This is a genomic window from Peribacillus sp. FSL M8-0224 (assembly GCF_038003055.1).
Taxonomy (GTDB): domain Bacteria; phylum Bacillota; class Bacilli; order Bacillales; family DSM-1321; genus Peribacillus; species Peribacillus frigoritolerans.
The window spans coordinates 4,156,627-4,176,450 of record NZ_JBBOOJ010000001.1; the positions used below are offsets into that span (position 1 = coordinate 4,156,627).

22 protein-coding genes and 1 riboswitch are annotated in these 19,824 nt (G+C 41.4%); of the genes, 4 read left to right on the forward strand and 18 right to left on the reverse strand.

Features of this window, described 5'->3' with window-relative positions:
* Nucleotides 1-522: 522 nt before the first annotated feature.
* From MKX49_RS20000 to MKX49_RS20010, 3 genes are all read right to left on the reverse strand, one after another.
* Nucleotides 523-3,693, reverse strand: coding sequence for a bifunctional cytochrome P450/NADPH--P450 reductase (locus tag MKX49_RS20000; protein WP_340877500.1), 3,171 nt, complete (start codon nt 3,691-3,693; stop codon nt 523-525).
* Between the two features lie 69 nt (nt 3,694-3,762).
* Nucleotides 3,763-4,338, reverse strand: coding sequence for a TetR/AcrR family transcriptional regulator (locus MKX49_RS20005; protein ID WP_340877501.1), 576 nt, complete (start codon nt 4,336-4,338; stop codon nt 3,763-3,765).
* Nucleotides 4,339-4,615: 277 nt separating this feature from the next.
* Nucleotides 4,616-4,936: a MazG-like family protein gene (locus MKX49_RS20010; RefSeq protein ID WP_340878579.1), complete on the reverse strand. Its 321-nt coding sequence runs from the start codon at nt 4,934-4,936 to the stop codon at nt 4,616-4,618.
* A gap of 97 nt (nt 4,937-5,033) precedes the next feature.
* Between MKX49_RS20010 and MKX49_RS20015 the strand changes: the two genes are divergently transcribed.
* On the forward strand, nt 5,034-5,615 hold the full coding sequence (locus MKX49_RS20015) for an LOG family protein (protein WP_340877502.1): 582 nt from the start codon (nt 5,034-5,036) through the stop codon (nt 5,613-5,615).
* A gap of 61 nt (nt 5,616-5,676) precedes the next feature.
* On the opposite strand, the gene MKX49_RS20020 is transcribed toward MKX49_RS20015, so the two are convergent.
* From MKX49_RS20020 to MKX49_RS20030, 3 genes are all read right to left on the reverse strand, one after another.
* Nucleotides 5,677-6,096, reverse strand: a complete 420-nt coding sequence (locus MKX49_RS20020) for an NUDIX hydrolase (RefSeq protein ID WP_340877504.1) — start codon at nt 6,094-6,096, stop codon at nt 5,677-5,679.
* A gap of 1 nt (nt 6,097) precedes the next feature.
* Nucleotides 6,098-6,523 carry a 3-hydroxyacyl-ACP dehydratase FabZ gene (fabZ, locus tag MKX49_RS20025; protein ID WP_063575217.1) on the reverse strand — a complete coding sequence of 142 codons (426 nt, stop codon included), beginning with the start codon at nt 6,521-6,523 and terminating at the stop codon, nt 6,098-6,100.
* A gap of 114 nt (nt 6,524-6,637) precedes the next feature.
* Nucleotides 6,638-7,252: an undecaprenyl-diphosphatase gene (locus MKX49_RS20030; protein ID WP_340877505.1), complete on the reverse strand. Its 615-nt coding sequence runs from the start codon at nt 7,250-7,252 to the stop codon at nt 6,638-6,640.
* Nucleotides 7,253-7,435: 183 nt separating this feature from the next.
* Between MKX49_RS20030 and MKX49_RS20035 the strand changes: the two genes are divergently transcribed.
* Both MKX49_RS20035 and MKX49_RS20040 read left to right on the forward strand, forming a co-directional pair.
* Nucleotides 7,436-7,831 (forward strand): SRPBCC family protein, encoded by a 396-nt coding sequence (locus MKX49_RS20035; protein ID WP_340877506.1) that lies wholly within the window; start codon nt 7,436-7,438, stop codon nt 7,829-7,831.
* A 114-nt stretch (nt 7,832-7,945) separates the two neighbouring features.
* A complete protein-coding gene (locus tag MKX49_RS20040) occupies nt 7,946-8,539 on the forward strand; it encodes a dienelactone hydrolase family protein (RefSeq protein WP_340877507.1) in 594 nt (197 codons plus the stop codon).
* 15 nt (nt 8,540-8,554) lie between these two features.
* Here the strand turns inward: MKX49_RS20040 and MKX49_RS20045 are convergent, their stop codons facing one another.
* The 11 genes from MKX49_RS20045 to MKX49_RS20095 form a co-directional block, all read right to left on the reverse strand.
* Nucleotides 8,555-8,749, reverse strand: coding sequence for a hypothetical protein (locus MKX49_RS20045; RefSeq protein WP_081088710.1), 195 nt, complete (start codon nt 8,747-8,749; stop codon nt 8,555-8,557).
* A gap of 1 nt (nt 8,750) precedes the next feature.
* Nucleotides 8,751-8,981 (reverse strand): Fur-regulated basic protein FbpA, encoded by a 231-nt coding sequence (locus MKX49_RS20050; RefSeq protein WP_063594715.1) that lies wholly within the window; start codon nt 8,979-8,981, stop codon nt 8,751-8,753.
* 434 nt (nt 8,982-9,415) lie between these two features.
* Nucleotides 9,416-9,991 (reverse strand): TetR/AcrR family transcriptional regulator, encoded by a 576-nt coding sequence (locus MKX49_RS20055; RefSeq protein WP_340877509.1) that lies wholly within the window; start codon nt 9,989-9,991, stop codon nt 9,416-9,418.
* A 323-nt stretch (nt 9,992-10,314) separates the two neighbouring features.
* Nucleotides 10,315-11,526, reverse strand: coding sequence for a M20 family metallopeptidase (locus MKX49_RS20060; protein WP_340877510.1), 1,212 nt, complete (start codon nt 11,524-11,526; stop codon nt 10,315-10,317).
* A 33-nt stretch (nt 11,527-11,559) separates the two neighbouring features.
* Entirely contained in the window at nt 11,560-12,432 is an 873-nt protein-coding gene (locus MKX49_RS20065; protein WP_340877511.1) for a MetQ/NlpA family ABC transporter substrate-binding protein, read from the reverse strand.
* 21 nt (nt 12,433-12,453) lie between these two features.
* Entirely contained in the window at nt 12,454-13,104 is a 651-nt protein-coding gene (locus tag MKX49_RS20070) for a methionine ABC transporter permease (protein ID WP_048687362.1), read from the reverse strand.
* A gap of 21 nt (nt 13,105-13,125) precedes the next feature.
* Entirely contained in the window at nt 13,126-14,142 is a 1,017-nt protein-coding gene (locus MKX49_RS20075; protein ID WP_072273526.1) for a methionine ABC transporter ATP-binding protein, read from the reverse strand.
* Between the two features lie 239 nt (nt 14,143-14,381).
* Nucleotides 14,382-14,493, reverse strand: a riboswitch (SAM riboswitch).
* 117 nt (nt 14,494-14,610) lie between these two features.
* Nucleotides 14,611-15,087, reverse strand: a complete 477-nt coding sequence (locus MKX49_RS20080) for a GNAT family N-acetyltransferase (RefSeq protein ID WP_340877512.1) — start codon at nt 15,085-15,087, stop codon at nt 14,611-14,613.
* Between the two features lie 93 nt (nt 15,088-15,180).
* On the reverse strand, nt 15,181-15,549 hold the full coding sequence (locus tag MKX49_RS20085; RefSeq protein WP_340877513.1) for a nuclear transport factor 2 family protein: 369 nt from the start codon (nt 15,547-15,549) through the stop codon (nt 15,181-15,183).
* A 385-nt stretch (nt 15,550-15,934) separates the two neighbouring features.
* The gene (locus MKX49_RS20090) at nt 15,935-17,245 is read right to left on the reverse strand and encodes an amidohydrolase family protein (protein ID WP_133350417.1); all 1,311 of its coding nucleotides are present in this window, start codon (nt 17,243-17,245) and stop codon (nt 15,935-15,937) included.
* A gap of 180 nt (nt 17,246-17,425) precedes the next feature.
* Nucleotides 17,426-18,403, reverse strand: coding sequence for a zinc-dependent alcohol dehydrogenase family protein (locus MKX49_RS20095; RefSeq protein WP_340877514.1), 978 nt, complete (start codon nt 18,401-18,403; stop codon nt 17,426-17,428).
* Between the two features lie 185 nt (nt 18,404-18,588).
* On the opposite strand from MKX49_RS20095, the gene MKX49_RS20100 reads away from it, so the two are divergent.
* Nucleotides 18,589-18,927 carry a YmaF family protein gene (locus MKX49_RS20100; protein WP_053537360.1) on the forward strand — a complete coding sequence of 113 codons (339 nt, stop codon included), beginning with the start codon at nt 18,589-18,591 and terminating at the stop codon, nt 18,925-18,927.
* A gap of 96 nt (nt 18,928-19,023) precedes the next feature.
* On the opposite strand, the gene MKX49_RS20105 is transcribed toward MKX49_RS20100, so the two are convergent.
* The gene (locus tag MKX49_RS20105; protein ID WP_095393428.1) at nt 19,024-19,812 is read right to left on the reverse strand and encodes an ABC transporter ATP-binding protein; all 789 of its coding nucleotides are present in this window, start codon (nt 19,810-19,812) and stop codon (nt 19,024-19,026) included.
* Between the last annotated feature and the right edge of the window lie 12 nt (nt 19,813-19,824).

Here is a 19,824-nt window from a genome sequence, read left to right on the forward strand (position 1 = left end):
AATGGAATCCGTAAACGCTCTCCGTCATCACTCGAGGGTTTGAGTGATATATTCGAAAGTTTGAGCGATATACTCGAGATTTTCGCTGTTTTCCACGTGTATTTGCAATTTACTCGTGAGTTTCGCTATTTTACTCGTTAGTTTGAGCAATTTACTCGTGAATTTCCGCTATTTACTCGTGAGTTTTGCTGTTTTACTCGTGAATTTGCACTTTACTGGTGAATTTGAGCGATATATTCGAAAGTTTGAGCGATATACTCGAGATTTTCGCTGTTTTACTCGTGTATTCGCACTTTACTCGTGAGTTTGAGCGATATACTCGAGATTTTCGCTGTTTTACTCGTGTATTCGCAATTTACTCGTGAGTTTCGCTATTTTACTCGTGAGTTTGAGCAATTTACTCGTGAGTTTTGCTATTTTACTCGTGAATTTGCACTTTACTGGTGAATTTCACTATATACTCGTGATTTCGTATTTTCATAAGAAAGCAGCGATTCCTTTAAGGATCGCTGCTTTTCTTATTTATGATCCTGCCCAAACATCTTTCGCATATCTGCCATTCTCCTCTAATGATTGCAGCCATTCTGTGGCTTCTTCTCTCTGTGTTTGATAGATATGCATATAGCTGTCAATTAGGGTTCGTTCAACATCTGGCGCCATTTTGCTTCCGTCTCCGCAGATGTATAGGTGTCCTCCTTCTTCTTTTAATAAAGGAAGGATGTCTTGGGCGTTTTCCGCCAATCGGTTCTGGACATATGTTTTTTCTTGACCGGGACATCTGGAGTAAGCGGTGTGCAGTGTTACAAGGCCCTCTTGTTCGGCATGGACGAGTTCTTCTTGATAGAGGAAATCGTGTTCCGGATTACGGCATCCAAAGTATAGGTGGGCCGTCCCTAGCGTTTCACCTTTTTCTTTCAAGGCGCGACGTGATTGTATGAATCCCCTGAATGGTGCAATGCCCGTTCCAGGGCCGATCATGATGATTGGTTTTCCTGTTTGCTTTGGCAGCTGGAAGTTGGATTGCGGCGTATTGATAAAGCAGGCTATTTTGTCTCCTTGGGAGCGTTCTGCCAAATAATTCGATGCAATTCCTTTGTATTCCCCGTTGCCGCTCAAAGCTTCTCCACGGACGACGCTTACGGTGATGCTTGCTTCTCCTTCGTTGTGGAGTGGTGAGCTTGAGATGGAGTAGTATCTTGCTTTTAAAGGTGGCAGTAAAGCCAGGAAACGTTCAAACGGGATTTCACATGCAAGATACTTTTCGATTAGGTCAAGCATGGTTATGCGCTTGTTCAGGATTTCTTTTTTATAGGTATTATCCAATAGAAGAGCTTCAAGTTCTTTTACATGTGGAGGGCATACCGTATGAGTGGCAAGCGCCCGTATTTGAGACCGGGTGGCGGGTTCTTGGAACTCCACATGGTTTGATAGTAACTCTTCCAGTTTTACCGGTTTTCCTGTAGGAAGATGCGCAGCTTTTCCGGAATCCCCAGTCAGATTCACGTAATCTTGGCCGTTTAGGTTAAATCGACTGAGCACTCGCTCGACAAGTTCCGCTGGATTTTGCGGAAGCACCCCGAAATGATCGCCTTCCTGATAATGTATTCCCTCTGGCAGCGTTAATTCTATATGACGTGTACTTCTTCCGCTATCTTCATGTTGTAATTCAGTATTCCTTTTTACAATGGATGTAAACGCATGATGGGTGCGGGCAAGCGGTGTGCCGCTCACATCACTTACGAAGTTCATCGTAATCGAGCTGACTACCCGATCATTCTTATTCACTTCAATGTTCAGGGTTTCGGCAAGATTCGGCCAAAGGGCTTCTGACCATTTCTCGTAATCCCCTTCAAAGTCATCGCTTGCATCCCCATAGCCTGTTTCTGACAGCCGCACTGCTCCTTTTTGTTCCAGCCGCTCATCAATGAAGATTGGAATGCGTTGGTACGTATTGGCCCAATTGCGGTCCCCGCAGCCGAAGACCGCATAGTGAACACCATCCAATGTGCCACCATGGTTTTCCTTCAGCCATGAAACGAAGTCACCTGCATTATCAGGGGGATTTCCATTATAGGATGCCGAGACTATGAGAACAGCTCCTTCTTTTGGAAGCCGATCGGTGTAATCATTTAAAGGGGCAACTTCGGCATGGAAGCCTTGCCGCTTCCCTATTTCGGCAAGGTCAAGAGCAATCCCTTCCGCTGTTCCCATGTTTGATCCAAACAGGACGAGTAATGGTGTTCCATGTACTGATTCGGTTGGAGATACCGCGGCACCTTTTTCCGGAGAGTTTGGTTCTGAAGAAGCAACGGTAAACGACATCGCCGGCTTCCTCGGTGAAACGCGCATGGTCAATCCGTCCGGTTTAAGAGTCAATGTTTCTTTAACTTCCAATTGATAATCTTCATGATCGATCAGGTCAAAGTGCTGTAAAACCATGCCAAGCACCAGTGTCGCTTCATGAAGCGCAAACTGCTGTCCGATACAGGCGCGCTGCCCGTTTCCAAACGGTTTATACGCATGATAAGGGATGGAATCCAAATCCTCGAACCGCTCAGGAATGAACGATTCAACGTCATCACCCCAAACGGATGGATCACGGTGAAGCTCGGGAATGAGCAGTGAGAAAACATCATCTTTCTTCACATTGTATTTTCCATCCAGCATGGTATCTTCTTTTGCATAAACGGAAAACGACGGAGCTGTCGGCCACAGACGAAGCGTTTCATTCAGTACCATCCGGACATATTTCAGCTTTTTCACTTGTTTATAATCAGGAACATCATCACCCAGCACTTCATCGACTTCCTGCTGCGCTTTTTTTAACTTGTCTCTGTTATTCATGAGGAAATAGATGGCGAACGATAGGAGACCGCTCGTCGTTTCATGCCCAGCTATTAAAAAGGTAATGATTTGAAAACGAATATTTTCATCATCCAGTGATGCACCCGTTTCAGGATCGACTCCTTTTAACATATGGGAAAGAAGGTCATCTTCTCCGTGATCGCCATTTTGTTTTCGTTCGGCAATCAATTCATCCACTAGAGAGAACATATATTGAATGTCTTCCCTGAATTGTTTTTTAGATTTGATCATCAGTTTATCTTGGATGCCAAGCCGCTGCGTTTGGCTCATCGCTTCATCCAACGCACGCACCATACTGTTGACGAATGGATGGGTGGTCTCCCGATAAAAACTGTTAAAGCGGTAATTGAACCCGCATAGTCCGATCGTATCCAAGGTCAATCGTGTCATATCCTCAGGAACATCTATCTCATCAGCCGGATTCAGGCGAGCCCATTTTTGAATCAGTTGGGTAGCAAGATCCACCATTTTAGCATGATAGCCCTTCATTGCCTGCTGGCTAAAGCTGGGAAGCAGGATGTTATGGGCCTTTTTCCAATTCGGTTCCTTCGTTTCACTTGTGAAGAGACCATCACCGCCAAACGCCCTCACTTTCTGCAGGGCTGGACCGACTTTCTTATCAAATCTTGTTTCATCACATATTTCTTTAGCGAGGGCAGCACTGGAGACGAATGTAGTGATTCGAGCCGGAAATTGAAACTGAAAAATCGGCCCAAGTTCTCGTGCCAGCTTCATGAAAGACTGAAGGGGCTTATCCTTATCAATGATAGGCAGGCTGCCTAGGGGGCCATATGTCTTTGGCTGTGGAAACTGAGTTGTATTTTCCATTTTATTAGCACCTCTTTACGATAGTTAAATTGCGGAATGAACGTTCATTCCGTTTATTTTGAAAGTGTCTTAAACGTGCAATCGCACTGCATCCCAAAAGCTTTCTTCCACATCTGCCAAAAGTTTTGGGTCAGGTTCTAACTCCCCGATGCGAACAAGTCGCTCAAGCTCAAGAAAAGCTCCGTAAATGATGGCAATCAAAGCTGAAGAAGGAAGCTCCTTAATTTCTTTTTTCTCTTTTCCTGAATCAAAGAAGTTTTTGAATATATTCAATAGCCCTTGAAAGCTGGCATGACTATCTTCATTTAAAAAATGGGCCCCACTATGGATTTTAATAAAATAAAGAGCTTGGTCCTGCTCGGTTGTAAAGTGAACCATCGTTTTAAAAATATGGTGAAACTGCGTGCGAATTGAATCATCATGAGGAAATCCATTCTTGACCGTTTCAGTGAAAATATCCAAGTACTCTTGAAAGATCTTGTTGCCCAGCACTTCCTTATTCTCGAAATAACGATAAATGGTGCCCGCTCCAACTCCTGCCGATGCAGCAATCATCGGAATCGTCGTCGCATCATATCCCCGTTCTGCGAAAAGCACTAAAGCGCTTTTTATTATACTGTCTCGTTTATTTGCTGCCGTGATCATAATGATCCCCCCTTTTTTCAAAAGATGCGGAATGAACGTTCATTCCTTTAATCCAAGTGTATACCCAATAAAATCCAATCTCAATCGCGCATACTACCCATATTTTGTGAATTCTTTATTAATGGAGGGGGATAAAAGACTGAAAGTATTCCTTTTTAAGGAATAAAATGGAATGATAAACTATCGTTTGCCCCATAAGAAAAAGAGCTGATAGTCACAGCTCTTTCACAGGTTTACTGAAATTAACTTCTTGTTCACCTATTAAACGAGAAGAAACTTATGCTTGATTATAACGTTCAGATAGTTTCTTTTTATGGGCATTGAACACTTCCTCCAAGGGGATATTGTATTTGTTCGCAATCACAATCAAGTTTCCTAACACATCTCCCAACTCTTCGGTTAGCTCCTGTATGTTCTCTTCAAACGAACCAATAACTTCATCAGGTCTATCCCTGCCGATCTCAAGGGAGCGAATGGCTCGTGCAACCTCGCCAGTTTCTTCTGCCAAAAAGCCAATGCGAATGAAGATGTCCAATTCTGACCATCCCCGTGCTTCATAATAATTTTTTACCCATTGTTGAAATTCAGTGACGTCCATATCCATCCACCCTTCTTTTTTATCATTCAAGTTTAACAAATCCCCTTTAATTTTGTATGATAAGAAAGGAAGATTACTAAATGGGAGATGTGATATTTTGAAAAGTCTAGCTGTATTTTGTGGATCAAGCAAAGGTGCATCTGCTGTCTATGTAGAAGAGGCTAAAAAACTGGGTGCGGAACTGGCAAAACGTAAGATTACCCTTGTTTATGGAGGCTCAAGTGTAGGAATCATGGGTGCAGTTGCAGATTCCGTCTTGGAAGCAGGCGGAAATGTAATTGGCGTAATGCCAGATTTCCTGGAAAAAAAGGAAATAGCACATAAGAACTTAACCGAGCTGATCGTCGTGGAATCCATGCATGAAAGAAAAGCAAAGATGGCTGAGCTTGCAGATGGGTTCATAGCTTTGCCAGGCGGGCCAGGAACATTGGAAGAATTCTTTGAGATTTTCACTTGGGCTCAGCTTGGTCTTCATCAAAAACCTTGCGGACTCTTAAATATCAATCACTATTATGATCCTTTGGTTGCTTTATTCAACCATATGTCCGACGAACAGTTCCTTCATGAAAAATTCCGTTCCATGGCGCTGGTGGATGTTGAACCAAATGGACTTCTTGATCAATTCATTACATATGAACCGCCAACCGTAAAAACTTTCATTACCGAGAAACAAACCTGATCATTAAAAAACAGCCGGCCAAGATCAATAATGATCTTGGCCGGCTGTGATAAACTGCAGGTTAGGTAAATATCCGGTTTAAATAATCTCCATGCCCTTTGATAAGTTGCACTTCATGTTCGGATGAAATCCAGAAGAAATGAAATGTCAGCCCCGCTTCATCTCCTCCACCCGTCGGCTGATGGTCCCATTCATCAGGAACATTCGACACACTTATTTGATAAAAATATCTATTATGTATGGCACCATCGACGTTCTCCCAAAAATCTTCTATTATTAATTTCTCTACATGAAAATTTTCCAGACCTGTTTCTTCTTTCATTTCCCTAATCACTGCTTGGTAAGCATCTTCTTGAGGCTTCACCGTTCCCTTGGGTATCTGTATACCGGCTTCCTTAATGGGATGTTGAAAAACCAATACCTGTGTTTCTCCATTATTGATTCTTGTCACATACCCGTAAGCTTTTTTTATCGGTATCACCTCAATCACCAAAAGCAAAAATGAGCTCTGTCTCGCATACAGTTTCCCCCTCGACAGTAGCCCTTCCTGTTCCTTTACCGATAGGACCTTTCAAGCGAGTAATCTCCACTTCTAAACGTAATTGGTCCCCTGGTTTTACTTGCCTTTTAAAACGGCATCCATCGATCCCGGCCAAAAGTCCGATCCGTCCTTTATTTTCTTCTTTTGTAAGCATGACAACAGCACTTACCTGTGCTAATGCCTCCACGATCAACACACCTGGCATCACTGGGTAATCGGGAAAGTGACCAGAAAAAAACTCTTCATTTGCCGTGACGTTTTTAATGGCCACCGCCCTCTTTCCTTCTTCCAGTTCCAAAACTCTATCAACTAAAAGAAATGGATAGCGATGCCTGATAATGTCTTTGATTTCTTGGATATCAATCAATATTAAGTCCCCCCATTGCGATGGATTGCTATCACTTAATTTTACCATCAGAATCACCATATGGATATTTTTGTATTATAAAAAAAAGGCTGCCTTGAGCAACCCTGTTTTCGCTTACAAATCCTTTGATTTTTTTTCCTTCGATTTAGTTAACGGGGATAGAACCATTTCTTCATACCTCTCATATCCCCCTAATAATTTATGAATCAAGCTTATTTTAGGAACAACAAGGTAAACCGCCAATCCTGAAATGGTGCTCAGTATTGCTCCTGCCAGCACATCCGCCGGAAAGTGGACACCTACCCAAATACGGGAAATGCCAACAAGGAAAGCCAGCATGATCCATAACAACCACCATCCTCTTTTGAAAAGCCAAAAAGATACACAAAACGAGAAAAACAAGATGGTATGGTCGCTTGGAAATGAATTATCCACTGCTTTTTCAATTAACTGATTAACATTGGCCAATTCGGCAAATGGCTGATTATTCGAATGCAATCTCCCTGCCATTTTCCCCATCATTTCAGCCATTACAAACGTAATCATCCCACAAACAACCATCATCCTACTCTGTTCATTTCGAGCGAACCATATTAAGATGACTGCCAAAGCTAATAAAAATACCATGTACTCAGCAATGAAAATGGCAGAAGGGTTTAAATAATCGTACTGTTTCCCTAAGTCATTGATCATTCTGAATACATTGGTATTCAACTCAAAAAAGTCCATTTCATACCCAACCTTCCTCTTTTTCTTACATATTAAAGAGAAAGGAAATATATCGCCATCGTTCTTCCTAACAGTTTAAGCTGCCGTCTTACAATTTTGTCACGCGGTTAAAGAAGCTTAGCGGGGTCTTGTATATTTCCTGAACTTTCTATATAATCCAAGAAAAATACGGAGGTTAGTCAAATGAATAATGATAGGAACTCTGTTCTAATTCATGAAAACCAGGAAACCGTTTGGAATGCGATCACGAAAGATGAAATCATTTCTAAATGGCATGCCCCGGGTTCAAAATGGAATATCCCTAAACTCCAGGTTGGAGAGAAGGCAATCTTCGTATTAATGCCTAGTGCACATAACAATCTTAAAGAGAATGAAAGCATCCCAATGAGCTTTACAATCCAAGAGATAATCCCTTACGAAAGGTTTTCTTATTCTTCGGATTCGGATAAACTCGTTTTCACTTTTGAAATATTCCCAGAATCCCAAGGCACTAGAGTATCCATTAACATGGACGGATATGAACTTAGTTTGGCTAACTTAAAGGCATGTTTAGAAGGAAAAGAACTTCCCTATACCTAATCATTCATTTGAAAGAGAACCTAGTTCATTTCCATGTTTATTAAAAAATAACTGCTAGTCTGAAGGGAGACGGCTGTATTTATAATAGAAGAAATTCGCATAAGGAGGTAAAAAATGCTGCACATACAGAAAAAGTCCGATACTGTCATCATTGTCATTCACGAAATATATGGACTGAATCAACATATGCAGGGTTATTGTGAGTTATTATCAAATCAAGGTTTTGATGTGATCTGTCCGGATTTGTTAGGACGTGGGATGCCATTTGATTATTCCCAAGAGGATGCTGCTTATCGACATTTTATGGAGAACGTAGGTTTCATGGATGCTTTATATAAGATAAAGGATATATTATCGGATATAAAAAATGAATACCAAAAGATTTTCATTCTTGGATTCAGTGCAGGGGCAACTGTAGCTTGGCTGTGCAGTGAGGAAGAGTGTGTCGATGGAATTGTTGGTTACTACGGTTCGCGTATTAGGAATTATGCAGAATTGGCGCCACGATGCCCTGCACTGCTATTTTTCCCACTAGAAGAGCCATCATTTAATGTCGATGAGTTAATTTCAGCTTTAGTAAGTAAGGATGTCGAAGTTCATAAATTCATGGGGGAACACGGATTCAGCGACCCTTACCATTCAAAATATCATGCAGAATCAGCACAAGCAGCCGTTAGCAAAATGATGAAATTTTTTATGGTGAATTAATGTTCCACATTCACCCTACTGCCGTTTTGTATGGACCCAATGTATAGAACCCGCATCACTATGGGGGTGACAGTCATTTTGAACCTTTTTATATTCTTTTTCCAATTCTTTCAAGGTTAACTTCATAAGCTGTTCCACCGTTTTATTTACAGTATGGATCATAAGTTTATAGATTAATTCCTTCCGCCTTTCTTCCAAGCCCTTCCCCATTTCACCCTCTCCTTCTATTCTCATAGAATATGAAATGTTTCCTTAGACAGGGGGAATGATCGTCGGATTCCTTCTCCTCAATTTTACTTATTTTAATATATTCATTCTCTAAATCGGTTAAGGTCAATTCAAATAGATGGATGTCATTCTTTTTGTAAACTCCCTTGTTAATCAACTTGTTGATCAGGAAGTTCCTTTTTTTCTCAATGGCTTTACGCAATAATGTCCCCATGATAAATCCTCCTTTTAATACGTATTGACTTGCCCATTCACAAAAAAACCGGAGACACCTCTTTACATGAAAGAAAAGTCTCCGGTTTTCCGGTCAATTAACCTATAATTCCTATTTAACTACTCGGTATTATTATAATACTAACTACATGCTCCGTAGTCAACTATTTTTTTCCTGGGGAAAAGGCAATGTTTTATAAAGCCATTATTTTTTTTCACTGTCAAATGGTTTTGTCTTTTTAACTAACCATATTCCTAATACTAAAATGATCACATAGAGGACGAGTGAAGCTGTACTTGGAAGAGAGAATAAGTTAAAAGTTAACGAATGACCAAAAAACATGTTGAACAACGGTCTTATCAATCCCTGAACTGCAAATATAAATAGGACAATCCCTATAAATCTTAGTACTTCATTCGTAATTTTAGACATTATTAATCACTTCTTTCGGTGGCTTTATCAAATATGGTTTTTATTTCCATTATTGCAGAATCAATATCAGTTATTTCTTCTTTTGCGATTGTTGAACTAAAGCTATCAATTACGTTTCTAACTGCTCTAGCCATTATTTCAGGAGGAAATTTTCTAAAACTCCTGTCAACATCCTGCCCGTATTGAAAAATCTCGATTAGTGGATTTAATATGGTGTTATTTTCATCCACAAAGATCAATTCTCCGTTTTCATTTCTTCCGTTAAGCACTATTTCCGTTATTGCCAATGTTTCTGCTTTATTTTCCGACACGAATCTTAAGTTAGACTCGATGTATGATTCTAACATCCTTTTTGCATCTTCCTCCAAGATTATGTGCTCTCCCATATAAATGGCCGCTTTTTCATAATATTGAGTAATTATTGCTTCCAATAATAATTCTTTCTGAGGGAAATGGTAATTTACAACACCTTTACTTACCTGTACCTCCTTAGCAACATTTCCGATAGAAAAATTAACATAACCATATAGAGAGATAAGTTCTACTGATTTTCGAATGATTTTATCTTTTGTTTTCACCATACCCACATTTTAGTACGACCGTACTAAAATGTCAACAAGTAAAGGCTAAACCTGCTATACCAATTGTTATAGAGTGAAAAATTGTAGGGGGAATCTGAAATGTCAGGAAAGAAGTTACTCAATTAAGTAAGAATTTAAAGGATTTTATGCAGAAAAAGACGGGAAATAAAAAGAACAGAATAAGAAAGAAACAAATAAAATTCATTCCTTTACTTATAACTGTTCGTGACAATAATGTATAACGCAAGAATCACAGGGATTAACGAGATAATAAGGTTATTAGGCGATTATACAAGAATCGAAAAAATAATGGCTGCTACTCAAAATTTTTCCGTTTGCTTCGCTTCATGAAATGCCGCTTTCACTTGATCTAACAGGTCTTTATCCGAAAGCAATTTATACCCCGTAAGTGCTAGAGCTTTTGCTCCGGTCAGGATGGCTTTGTCTCCAGCAGGAGATTTGGCACAGTCGCGGAATTCATTCGTATGGGCAATCAACTCATCATGTCCAATTTTTATATAAGGATGTGCTGTCGGCACTACATGGCTTACATTACCTGCATCCGTCGAGCCAAAGCCACTCTCTTTTCGAGGAGCCACCGCTTCCCCTAATTGAGTCAGTTCTTCTTTTAGCAGTCCATCCAGAACTGGATTGATGACAAAATCGAGTACTTCATTTTGGAAACGTTCCACTTTAACCGTGCTTCCTGTGGCAAGTGCCGCCCCTTCAGCAACAGCACGTATTTTATTGGATACTTCTTGGCAAAGTTTCCACGTTGTTGCTCTAATGTAAAATCTGGCGGAAGCATATTCAGGAATGATGTTAGGCGCTTCCCCGCCATTGGTGATGATTCCGTGAATTTTGACCTCGGCCGGGAGCTGCTGGCGCAAAGCATTAATGCCATTGAACAGCTGAATCACCCCGTCAAGCGCATTCACGCCTTCTTCAGGTGCAGCTGCTGCATGTGCTGACTTCCCGTAAAAATGAAAATCAAGGGGGTCGACAGCCAAAAACGGACTTGTTACACCCGTTTTTCCTGCAGGATGGATAAGGATGGCCGCATCCACCCCATCAAATAGACCGTGCTTCACAAAGCTTCCTTTTGCACTTCCATTCGGCCCGCCCTCTTCAGCCGGTGTTCCGAAAACGATCACCTCTCCGCCCGTTTCCTCCAGCACTTGAGCCAGGGAAATGCCTGCCGCCACACTCGTTGTGCCGATGATATTATGGCCGCAAGCATGGCCTAAACCGGGCAATGCATCATACTCGGCTAAAAAGGCAATTGTAGGTCCTTTCTTTGAAGAGGTTTTTTTGGCGATGAACCCTGTTTCATGCCCGGCAATATTGCGGGTCACTTCAAATCCTTCATTTTGAAGTATTCCGGTTAATGTATCCGAAGCGAAGAACTCTTGATTTCCAATTTCAGGTTTGGCATGAATGGCTTGGCTCGTTTCGATATATAATTCGGAATGAAGGTCGATATGATCTTCAATGATTTGCTTATGCTGCTTCAGCACTGATTCTCTCGCCATGTCTTAATCTCCCCTTTTTCTTGAATACATCCATTACTTTTCATTAGCTGGTTTTGTCCATGCATCCTGGTAATTCACTAATTCATCTACTGAAACATAGGCAGGAATGGTGTTTCCTTTAAACGTTTTTTCAATGAACGCTTCCACTTCTTTCGATTGATAAAGCTCCACTAATTTTTGCAGCTCAGGACGATCGGCATTACCCTTTTTAACTGCAATGATATTAATATATGGTTTCGCCGTTTTACTTTCATGGAATAAAGAATCTTTTAATGTAAGGCCTGCTTCGACGGCAAAGTTATTATTGATGGCTGAAGCATCGGCATCATCCAATAGACGCGGTGTATTGCCGGCAGCAACAGGCTGGATTTTCAAGTTTTTCGGATTTTCCTTAATGATTTCCAATGATCCCGATCCATTGAATTCTTCTTTCAATGTAATCAATCCAGCTTCCTGAAGCAGGAGCAGTGCACGGCCAAAGTTTGTTGCTTCATTCGGAACGGCTACCGTAGCACCATCCGGAAGATCTTTGAGACTTTTATGTTTTTTCGAATAAAGGCCCATAGGTGCAATGACAGTCGACCCGATGGCCTCCAATTTCAGATTTTGATCTTGAACGAATTCATCGAAATAGGCGACGGTCTGGAATGAATTGGCATCAATTTCACCTTCGCTTAACGCAAGGTTCGGTTGGATATAATCATTGAAAGTGACCAGTTCGATATTAAGTCCGTCCTCTTTCGCCAAGTCGACAATGTATTCCCATGTTCTCGTATCCCCGCTGCTGACACCGACTTTCACTGTTTTCACATCACCCGAACTCCCTGATGCACCCTCTTCATTCCCGCATGCTGAAGCCACGATGGCCAATGCCAATACCATGATCGTTAATAAGATTTTTTTCATTTTTCCTGCCTCCTGTTAGTTTTATCTTCTTCTGATTTTTCTTGAAACAAAATTCCCGGTGGATTGCAATAATTGAACGATGATCACGAGCGCCGCCACTGTGACGATCATCGTCATCGTATCGAACCTTTGGTAACCGTAAGCCAAGGCTAAATCCCCGACCCCGCCTGCACCGACGGCACCTGCCATCGCGGTAGATCCAACAAGCCCGATAGTCGCTGTTGTAAATGTCAGGATTAACGAACTAAGTCCCTCGGGAATCAAAAAGCGGTAAATGATTTGCCATGTTGTCGCCCCCATCGCCTGAGCTGCCTCGATGATCCCTTTGTCCACTTCCAACAGCGAGTTTTCCACAAGCCGGGCAATATAAGGAGCCGCGTAAAAGATTAGCGGAACAATGGCCGCATTCGTTCCGATCGCACTGCCGACAATCATTCTTGTAAACGGAATGAGTGCTACAAGCAAGATGATGAAAGGAACGGACCGCAGGATATTGATGATCGGGTTCAATACATTAAAAATCCATTTATTCTCCAGGATGTGACCCTTTCTTGTAATGACAAGCAGGATACCGAGCGGAAGCCCGATCAATCCGGAAAATATCAATGAGATGGCTACCATATAAAGTGTGTCACCGAAAGCTGTCGACAGCTGGTCTGCCGTTATTTCCATTCCCCAAAGCGTATTACCCATTTATACTTGCACCTCCTGGACGAGAATCCCCTCATCTTTAATATATTGATAAGCCTTGTCGACCTCATTTTTGCTCCCCGTCACTTCGATGATCAAATTCCCGAAAGGAGTTTCCTGGATTTCAGAAATATTGGCTGATAAGACACTTAAATGAACATCATATTTCTTCGAGATGGTTGAAAGTAAAGGAGTACCCGAAGTAGTTCCAATAAAATTAATTTTCCAAATAATCGGGATATGGGACCCTATGCTTTTTAAGAAACTTTGTGGAATTTCGTCATGTATGACCGTTCTCACGAAGTTTTTTGCAATATCCGTTTGCGGCTTGGCAAAAACTTCGAAAACCGAACCTTGTTCAACGACGCAGCCGCCCTCCATGACCGCTACCTTATTGCAAATTTCCCGAATGACAGACATCTCATGAGTGATTAGCAAAATGGTGATATTGTATTCTTTATTAATTTTTTTTAAGAGCTGCAGAACTGCACTCGTTGTTTGTGGATCCAATGCCGACGTAGCTTCATCACACAATAAGATCGATGGATTCGTAGCCAACGCCCTCGCAATGCCGATCCGCTGCTTTTGCCCGCCGGATAGTTGTTCCGGATAACTCTTTGCTTTGCTCGATAAGCCAACGAACTCCAATAGCTCGCCTACACGTTCTTTGATTTCCTTAGCTGGAGTTCCCGATAAAACCAGCGGCATGGCAATATTATCAAAAACAGTTTTTGAGTTTAGTAAGTTGAAATGCTGAAAGATCATCCCGATTTTTTTCTTTTCTGCCCGTAATTCCTTCGGGCTTAATTTGGTTAAATCCTTGCCCCCAACAACCACCGAACCATCTGAAGGATGTTCAAGCAAATTCACCAACCTGATCAACGTACTCTTTCCGGCCCCGCTATAACCGACTACCCCGAATATATCCCCCTTTTCCACTGTCAAATCAATGCCCTTCAAAGCCTCGACAGTCTGTTTCTTTGTTTGATAAACCTTTTTAACACCTTGAAACTCAATCATCCAATCTCCCCCCATGCTGTTTATTTGTACGAATTCCTTATCCAGAGAGAAGAGCTTTGCAACGCTTCATAATGATAGGGTTAAATTCTGTCAAACTCACGAGTAATTGCACCAATTCTCCAAATAACCATATACATTTTGAATAAACAAAAGAGGCCTCTTCCGTCATCAGACAGAAGAGGCCTCTTTTAGACATAAAAAAGAGTAAACTCTTAAATTAATTATCTAAGAAAAGCTCCTTCTTATCTTTCAAACTTTCGTCCGTTGGAATTAGCACAGTATTTTTACAAAAGTAAAAACCCGCTGCCGAGGTATCATAGGGCCAAGTCCCTCCACATCTCTTGATAAGAATTAACGTTATATTTAATTATGTCCTTCACTATATATTCTAATTTCGCTAAAGTCAACCATATTTTTCATCGCTCTAAATAGTTTCATAGTATAGTGAATTGATACTTTTTAATTATATTAATATAATGATTTACTCATTCTCCATACAGGGTATTTTTCATTTTCTTCCCTTATCTTCACCATGCCTGAATTCGTATATAAAGAAATCGCCCTTTGATTATCCGGAGAAACCCTTAAGTGATATTCGGATACATTAAATTGCCTGAAAAAGTTTTCTGCGTAGCGAACCAATTCCTTGCCAAGGCCTTTACTGCGGTATTCGGGAATAAGATAAAATAGATTCACATAGCCAATTTCAGTTCCTTCATACTCCCGAATTTGAAGTTCCATTTGTCCAATCGGTTCTTGGTCCTTTTCAATGATCACCTGTCCATCCGGAAATTTGCGGACCCTTTCTTCCATTCGTTGCAAATAGGCATGTTCATCTCCAAAACCAGCATCAGTTCCAAAACTTACAACAAAGGAATCTTTCCGGAAATTAATGATAGTATCTTTATCCTTGTCCGTATCAATGGTACGAAAAATCAACTTCATCCACCCCTATCATTTTAGTGAAATAGTTTTCATGCTAGGAAAACTCATGTACCTTTCAAAATTTAAAAACTTTCTTTTTCATAAAAAAAAAGCTTAAAGGAGCCCTTTTGTTTTTGTACCTTGATGAAAAAACATTTGCCATCTTCCATTCGCACATTTCCAGATTGAACTTCTTAAGGTATGTTCCAGCTTATCTTCATCAAAAATCCGGTATGTAGTTAGCACGGTATCATCAGACAATCGATGCATCTCAAATTGACTTAATGTCATGTTCACCGCTCCGGCTCCCTCTTGCCCCATAAAATCGCTTTTTGACCATATGTTACCCGAACTGCCGAACTCAAAGAAATCATCTTTCAATAAGGATGAAAGCACTTCTGGAGATGTACGAACTTCAGATTTTAACAATTTCTCCTCCAGCTGATACAAATGCTCTTTTAATAATGAAGATTCCCTGTCCATTCATCTTGTCCTCCTTTTTCAACCATTTCCCTCGAAGAAACGAAATAGGAAAATCGTGAATAATTAATACGTAGATTTTCAGTAATTCATGAACCATGCGATTTAAGTTTTTTTATCCAGCTGCTTGCTGATTAGCAGTTGGCTCATCTTGCGGTCAGCGGCATTTTCTCGTTTTTAACGTTTTTGCCGTCCCCATTATATTACTATTTTTAGCTGGCTTACTTCGTAACTGGACTCACAACAGATTTCTAAGTAAACCATTTATTCCACAATACTAGCGGCCATTCCTTTTTTACCTCTAAATATTTACTCCCCAACCCATAAAAAAAAGGAGCTGCAAATGGCAGCTCCTTTCTTTGGGCATCCGGTTGTTCTCCCATCAGTGTTATCGTGATAGGGTTCCTTGCAGACGATTGGTTTCGGCGATTACTTTTTCTTCATCGATCGTTAAGCAGCGGCCATCTTTCACGACCATTTTGCCATCGATGTAAACATCACATACGTCATTTCCGCGTGCTGCATAAAGCAGGTGCGAATAGGCTTCACTCAGTGGCTGCAGGTGTTCTTTGTTATATGGGTAAATGGTGATGAAATCCGCTTTTTTACCAGCTTCCAGTGATCCTGTGTGACCCATGCCTATCGCTTCGGCGCCCATTCTTGTGGCCATGGCGAGTGCTGTTTGGGCAGGGAATTTTGTGGCATCCTTATACATGCCTTTTTGCAGTAATGCGGCTGTCCTCATTTCTTCGAACATATCGAAGTTGTTATTGGAGGCGACGCCATCTGTTGCCACTCCCACTTTAATGCCTGCATCAAGAAGGCTGACGACATCTGCTATCCCAGATCCGAGCTTCAGGTTACTGATTGGATTATGGGCAACGCGAACATCATGCTGTTTTAGGATCGCCCGCTCTTCATCATTAAGGACCACTCCATGTGCCATGACGGTAGGCTGATCGAACAGGCCTAGACGGCGAAGGTGCTCGACAGGACGGGATCCGTACCGTTTTTCGATGTCGAGGATTTCAAAGTCCGTTTCCGATACGTGGATGTGCACCATCAAATCATTCTCTTTTGCAATTCGTGCACTTTCCATGATCGCTTCAGGTGTGCAGGCATATGGGCTATGCGGTGCGACCATGGTAGTCAGGCGGCCATCGGCAAATGCTTTATAGTTTTTTGAAAACTGCTCAGCCCCCATGAGGTTCGCTTTCTGGTCTTTTTCTGTACCCAAGCTGAAGATCGTATAGGAAAAGGCTCCGCGCATTCCTGTTTCGCCTATCGTCTCCATGACAGCACCTGCATCTATTCCATTAGGATTGAACATATCCGAAAATGTCGTGGTTCCTGATTTCATCATTTCCATAATGCCTAGCTGTGAACTTACAGAGGCGATTTCCGTTGTAAACTGGCTTTCGATCGGCCATATTTTCGTTTCAAGCCATGGCTTCAGCAGCATATCGTCCCCGATACCGCGTAAAAGGGTCATTACAATATGCGAATGGGCATTCACAAGGCCTGGCATGATCCATTTTCCGCCAAGGTTGACCACTTGATCTGCATCTGCCAATTGTTGTTCATCATGCTGGCCGATGTAGGATATGGTATGATCTTGTACAATCATCATGCCGTTTTCAATGATTTGGTTTTCCTTGTCCATCGTAAAAAATGTAGCATTCACATATATTGTTTTCATAAGTATTTCCTCCAAAGTTGTATCAGTATCAACATGTCCTATTCCGCATTCTAAACTAGCACCTTACAGGTAATCAAGTAATTCCATATTATCAGGGGCCATTTCCCTTTACCTTAGGAACCTATTGGAAGAGCACCAAGATGAATGCTTCCTTCAATTAAGTAGTTATCCTTTGCGAAATCAGCTGCTTAAAAATATCTTCCCTTTATTGCTCGTGACAATAATCGCTTCTTGAACATCTTGAAGGCTGTAGTGGGAATCCGGCATCATGAACTTCAACTTTTCATCTGCAATGAACCCCATCAAAAGGTTAAATGTTTCATGCCAAGTTCGAACGGAAGCCTGCTGATTCCAATGCCGAAGATGAAACATTCTAACATCCACTTTTGTCCTTTGTGAAATTTCCGCCCAATTCACAGACTGTCCTGATAAAAGGCCAATCGTTAATAAGATGCCCTTAGGCCGTACACAAAAAGCTAGTTCTGAACCATCGATGCCGCCCACTGAATCTATGGCCGCTTTCGCACCGCGACCATTCGTCATTTCCATCACTGTATCATGCAATGATGATCGGGATGTATCAATCACATATGACGCACCAAGTTCAAGCAGTTCTTCCGTATACTTATCGTTTCTCGTTACAGCAATCAGCTTAAATCCAAGAATCTTGGATAACTGGGCGAGTATACGGCCAATGGAAGATCCGCAAGCATTTACGAGTAATACATCATCCGGTTTCAAAGTTAATACTTCAGTACAGATAAGCCATGCAGTTATCGGGTTTATATATAATTGCGCTGCTATATGGTCTTCAATCGAATCCGGAATGACGATTGCCAGCTCCGCTGATGTTTTAACATAATCCTGCCAGGTCCCTTCACCGCGCAAAGGCAGAACTCGCTTGCCTATCAGCTCTTTCGAAACCGCTGGACCCACCTCTTCTACAATGCCGACCCCTTCATAACCAGGTATGGAAGGCAAAGGGATTCGGTGGGAATAGGCACCGCGAATGGGCAGCAAGTCAGACGGATTAATGGGACGTGTGATCATCCGAACGAGGACTTCCCCCTCGAAAGGTTTTTGAATACATTTATTTTCAACTTTTAAAACCGTTTGCGGATCCCCAAATTCATAGAATGTAATACATTTGGCTTCCAAAATAGTAGTCTCCTTTAATATATAAGTCTTTCCATTTTAACATTTAACTGTGGAATTATTATATTATGATTCTGGTTTTCCACGTTTTAACCCCTCCTTCCATAAATTTGTCGTTAAGAATCATCTTGTTGTTCCAAGCATATGTTTTATAAAACGTTTTTTATTATGTACAAGGGGTGAAGAGATTGAATAAGGTAGGAAAAAATGATTTTGTATCTGGGTTTGTACCACATCACAATCATGGATCTGTTGATTATACTTCCATAGCGGACGGCCATGTCCATCAATGTTTAGATGTAACATCCCCGCCAATTTCATCACAAGAGGGAGGACATATTCATTATACTGAAGGATATGTGTTATTTGAGGATGGACATTCCCATTATTATAAGGCATATTCGGGACCGCCCATTCCGGTTGGAAATGGAATGCATGTTCATTACTATGATTTTTATACAACGGAAGATGATGGGCATAGACATAGAATTACAGGGGTCGATCAACCTGCCCCAGGAAATAAATAAGAACAAAAAAACATCAGGGGGATGGGAAATCCCCCTGATGTTTTTTTGACTTCGATAGACTCTACATGCATCTCTAACTTTATCAGAATTAGTTTTTCAATCCTGAGATAAACCAATGGGAATGCATAGAGGCGTTTGATCAACAGGGTTTTCAATAATACAGCATTCCAGTCTGAAAACGTCCTTGATCATCTCTTTTGTGAATACCGTTTCAGGCGGTCCCTCTTTATAGATTTTTCCCTGCTTGATGCTAATCAGATGATCGGCATACTGTGCCGCTTGATTCAAATCATGCAGAACCATGACAATCGTGCGTCCATACGTTTCGTTTAAATCGCGCAGTAATTCCAATATTTCAATTTGGTGCGCTAAATCTAGATAGGTTGTCGGTTCATCTAACAGTAAAAGGTCGGTTTCTTGTACCAAGGCCATCGAAATCCATGCTCTTTGCCTTTGTCCTCCAGATAATGCATCCAATGTCCGATCAGCGAACTCCGTCATTTTTGTTGCTGATAAGGCACGGTCGACAATCCTATGATCTTCTGGGGTTTGTCTGGAAAATAAGCCTTTGTGCGGATGCCTGCCATAATAGCATAATTCTTTAACGGTTATATCTTCCGGAGCTTCCGGAGCTTGGGGTAAGATGGCCAATTTCTTGGCCACTTCTTTGGAAGATTGCTGATGAATGGCCTTTCCATCTAAATAGATCGTGCCTTGCTGCGGCATCAATAATCTAGCTAGAGACCGCAGAATCGTAGATTTGCCACAACCATTGGAACCAATGATTATACTGATCTTACCTTCAGGAATTTCCAAATCAATATTATCAATGATTTGAGTTGCCCCATAAGAGAGCGAAAGATGCTCTGCTGATAATGTTGTCATGATATTCAGCCT

Coding starts and splice junctions, on each gene's coding strand:
- MKX49_RS20000 (WP_340877500.1), bottom strand. CDS start 3,693: ATGGAAAATACAACTCAGTTTCCACAGCCAAAGACATATGGCCCCCTA.
- MKX49_RS20005 (WP_340877501.1), bottom strand. CDS start 4,338: ATGATCACGGCAGCAAATAAACGAGACAGTATAATAAAAAGCGCTTTA.
- MKX49_RS20010 (WP_340878579.1), bottom strand. CDS start 4,936: ATGGACGTCACTGAATTTCAACAATGGGTAAAAAATTATTATGAAGCA.
- MKX49_RS20030 (WP_340877505.1), bottom strand. CDS start 7,252: ATGGACTTTTTTGAGTTGAATACCAATGTATTCAGAATGATCAATGAC.
- MKX49_RS20035 (WP_340877506.1), top strand. CDS start 7,436: ATGAATAATGATAGGAACTCTGTTCTAATTCATGAAAACCAGGAAACC.
- MKX49_RS20040 (WP_340877507.1), top strand. CDS start 7,946: ATGCTGCACATACAGAAAAAGTCCGATACTGTCATCATTGTCATTCAC.
- MKX49_RS20045 (WP_081088710.1), bottom strand. CDS start 8,749: ATGGGGAAGGGCTTGGAAGAAAGGCGGAAGGAATTAATCTATAAACTT.
- MKX49_RS20050 (WP_063594715.1), bottom strand. CDS start 8,981: ATGGGGACATTATTGCGTAAAGCCATTGAGAAAAAAAGGAACTTCCTG.
- MKX49_RS20060 (WP_340877510.1), bottom strand. CDS start 11,526: ATGGCGAGAGAATCAGTGCTGAAGCAGCATAAGCAAATCATTGAAGAT.
- MKX49_RS20065 (WP_340877511.1), bottom strand. CDS start 12,432: ATGAAAAAAATCTTATTAACGATCATGGTATTGGCATTGGCCATCGTG.
- MKX49_RS20070 (WP_048687362.1), bottom strand. CDS start 13,104: ATGGAAATAACGGCAGACCAGCTGTCGACAGCTTTCGGTGACACACTT.
- MKX49_RS20075 (WP_072273526.1), bottom strand. CDS start 14,142: ATGATTGAGTTTCAAGGTGTTAAAAAGGTTTATCAAACAAAGAAACAG.
- MKX49_RS20080 (WP_340877512.1), bottom strand. CDS start 15,087: ATGAAGTTGATTTTTCGTACCATTGATACGGACAAGGATAAAGATACT.
- MKX49_RS20085 (WP_340877513.1), bottom strand. CDS start 15,549: ATGGACAGGGAATCTTCATTATTAAAAGAGCATTTGTATCAGCTGGAG.
- MKX49_RS20090 (WP_133350417.1), bottom strand. CDS start 17,245: ATGAAAACAATATATGTGAATGCTACATTTTTTACGATGGACAAGGAA.
- MKX49_RS20105 (WP_095393428.1), bottom strand. CDS start 19,812: ATGACAACATTATCAGCAGAGCATCTTTCGCTCTCTTATGGGGCAACT.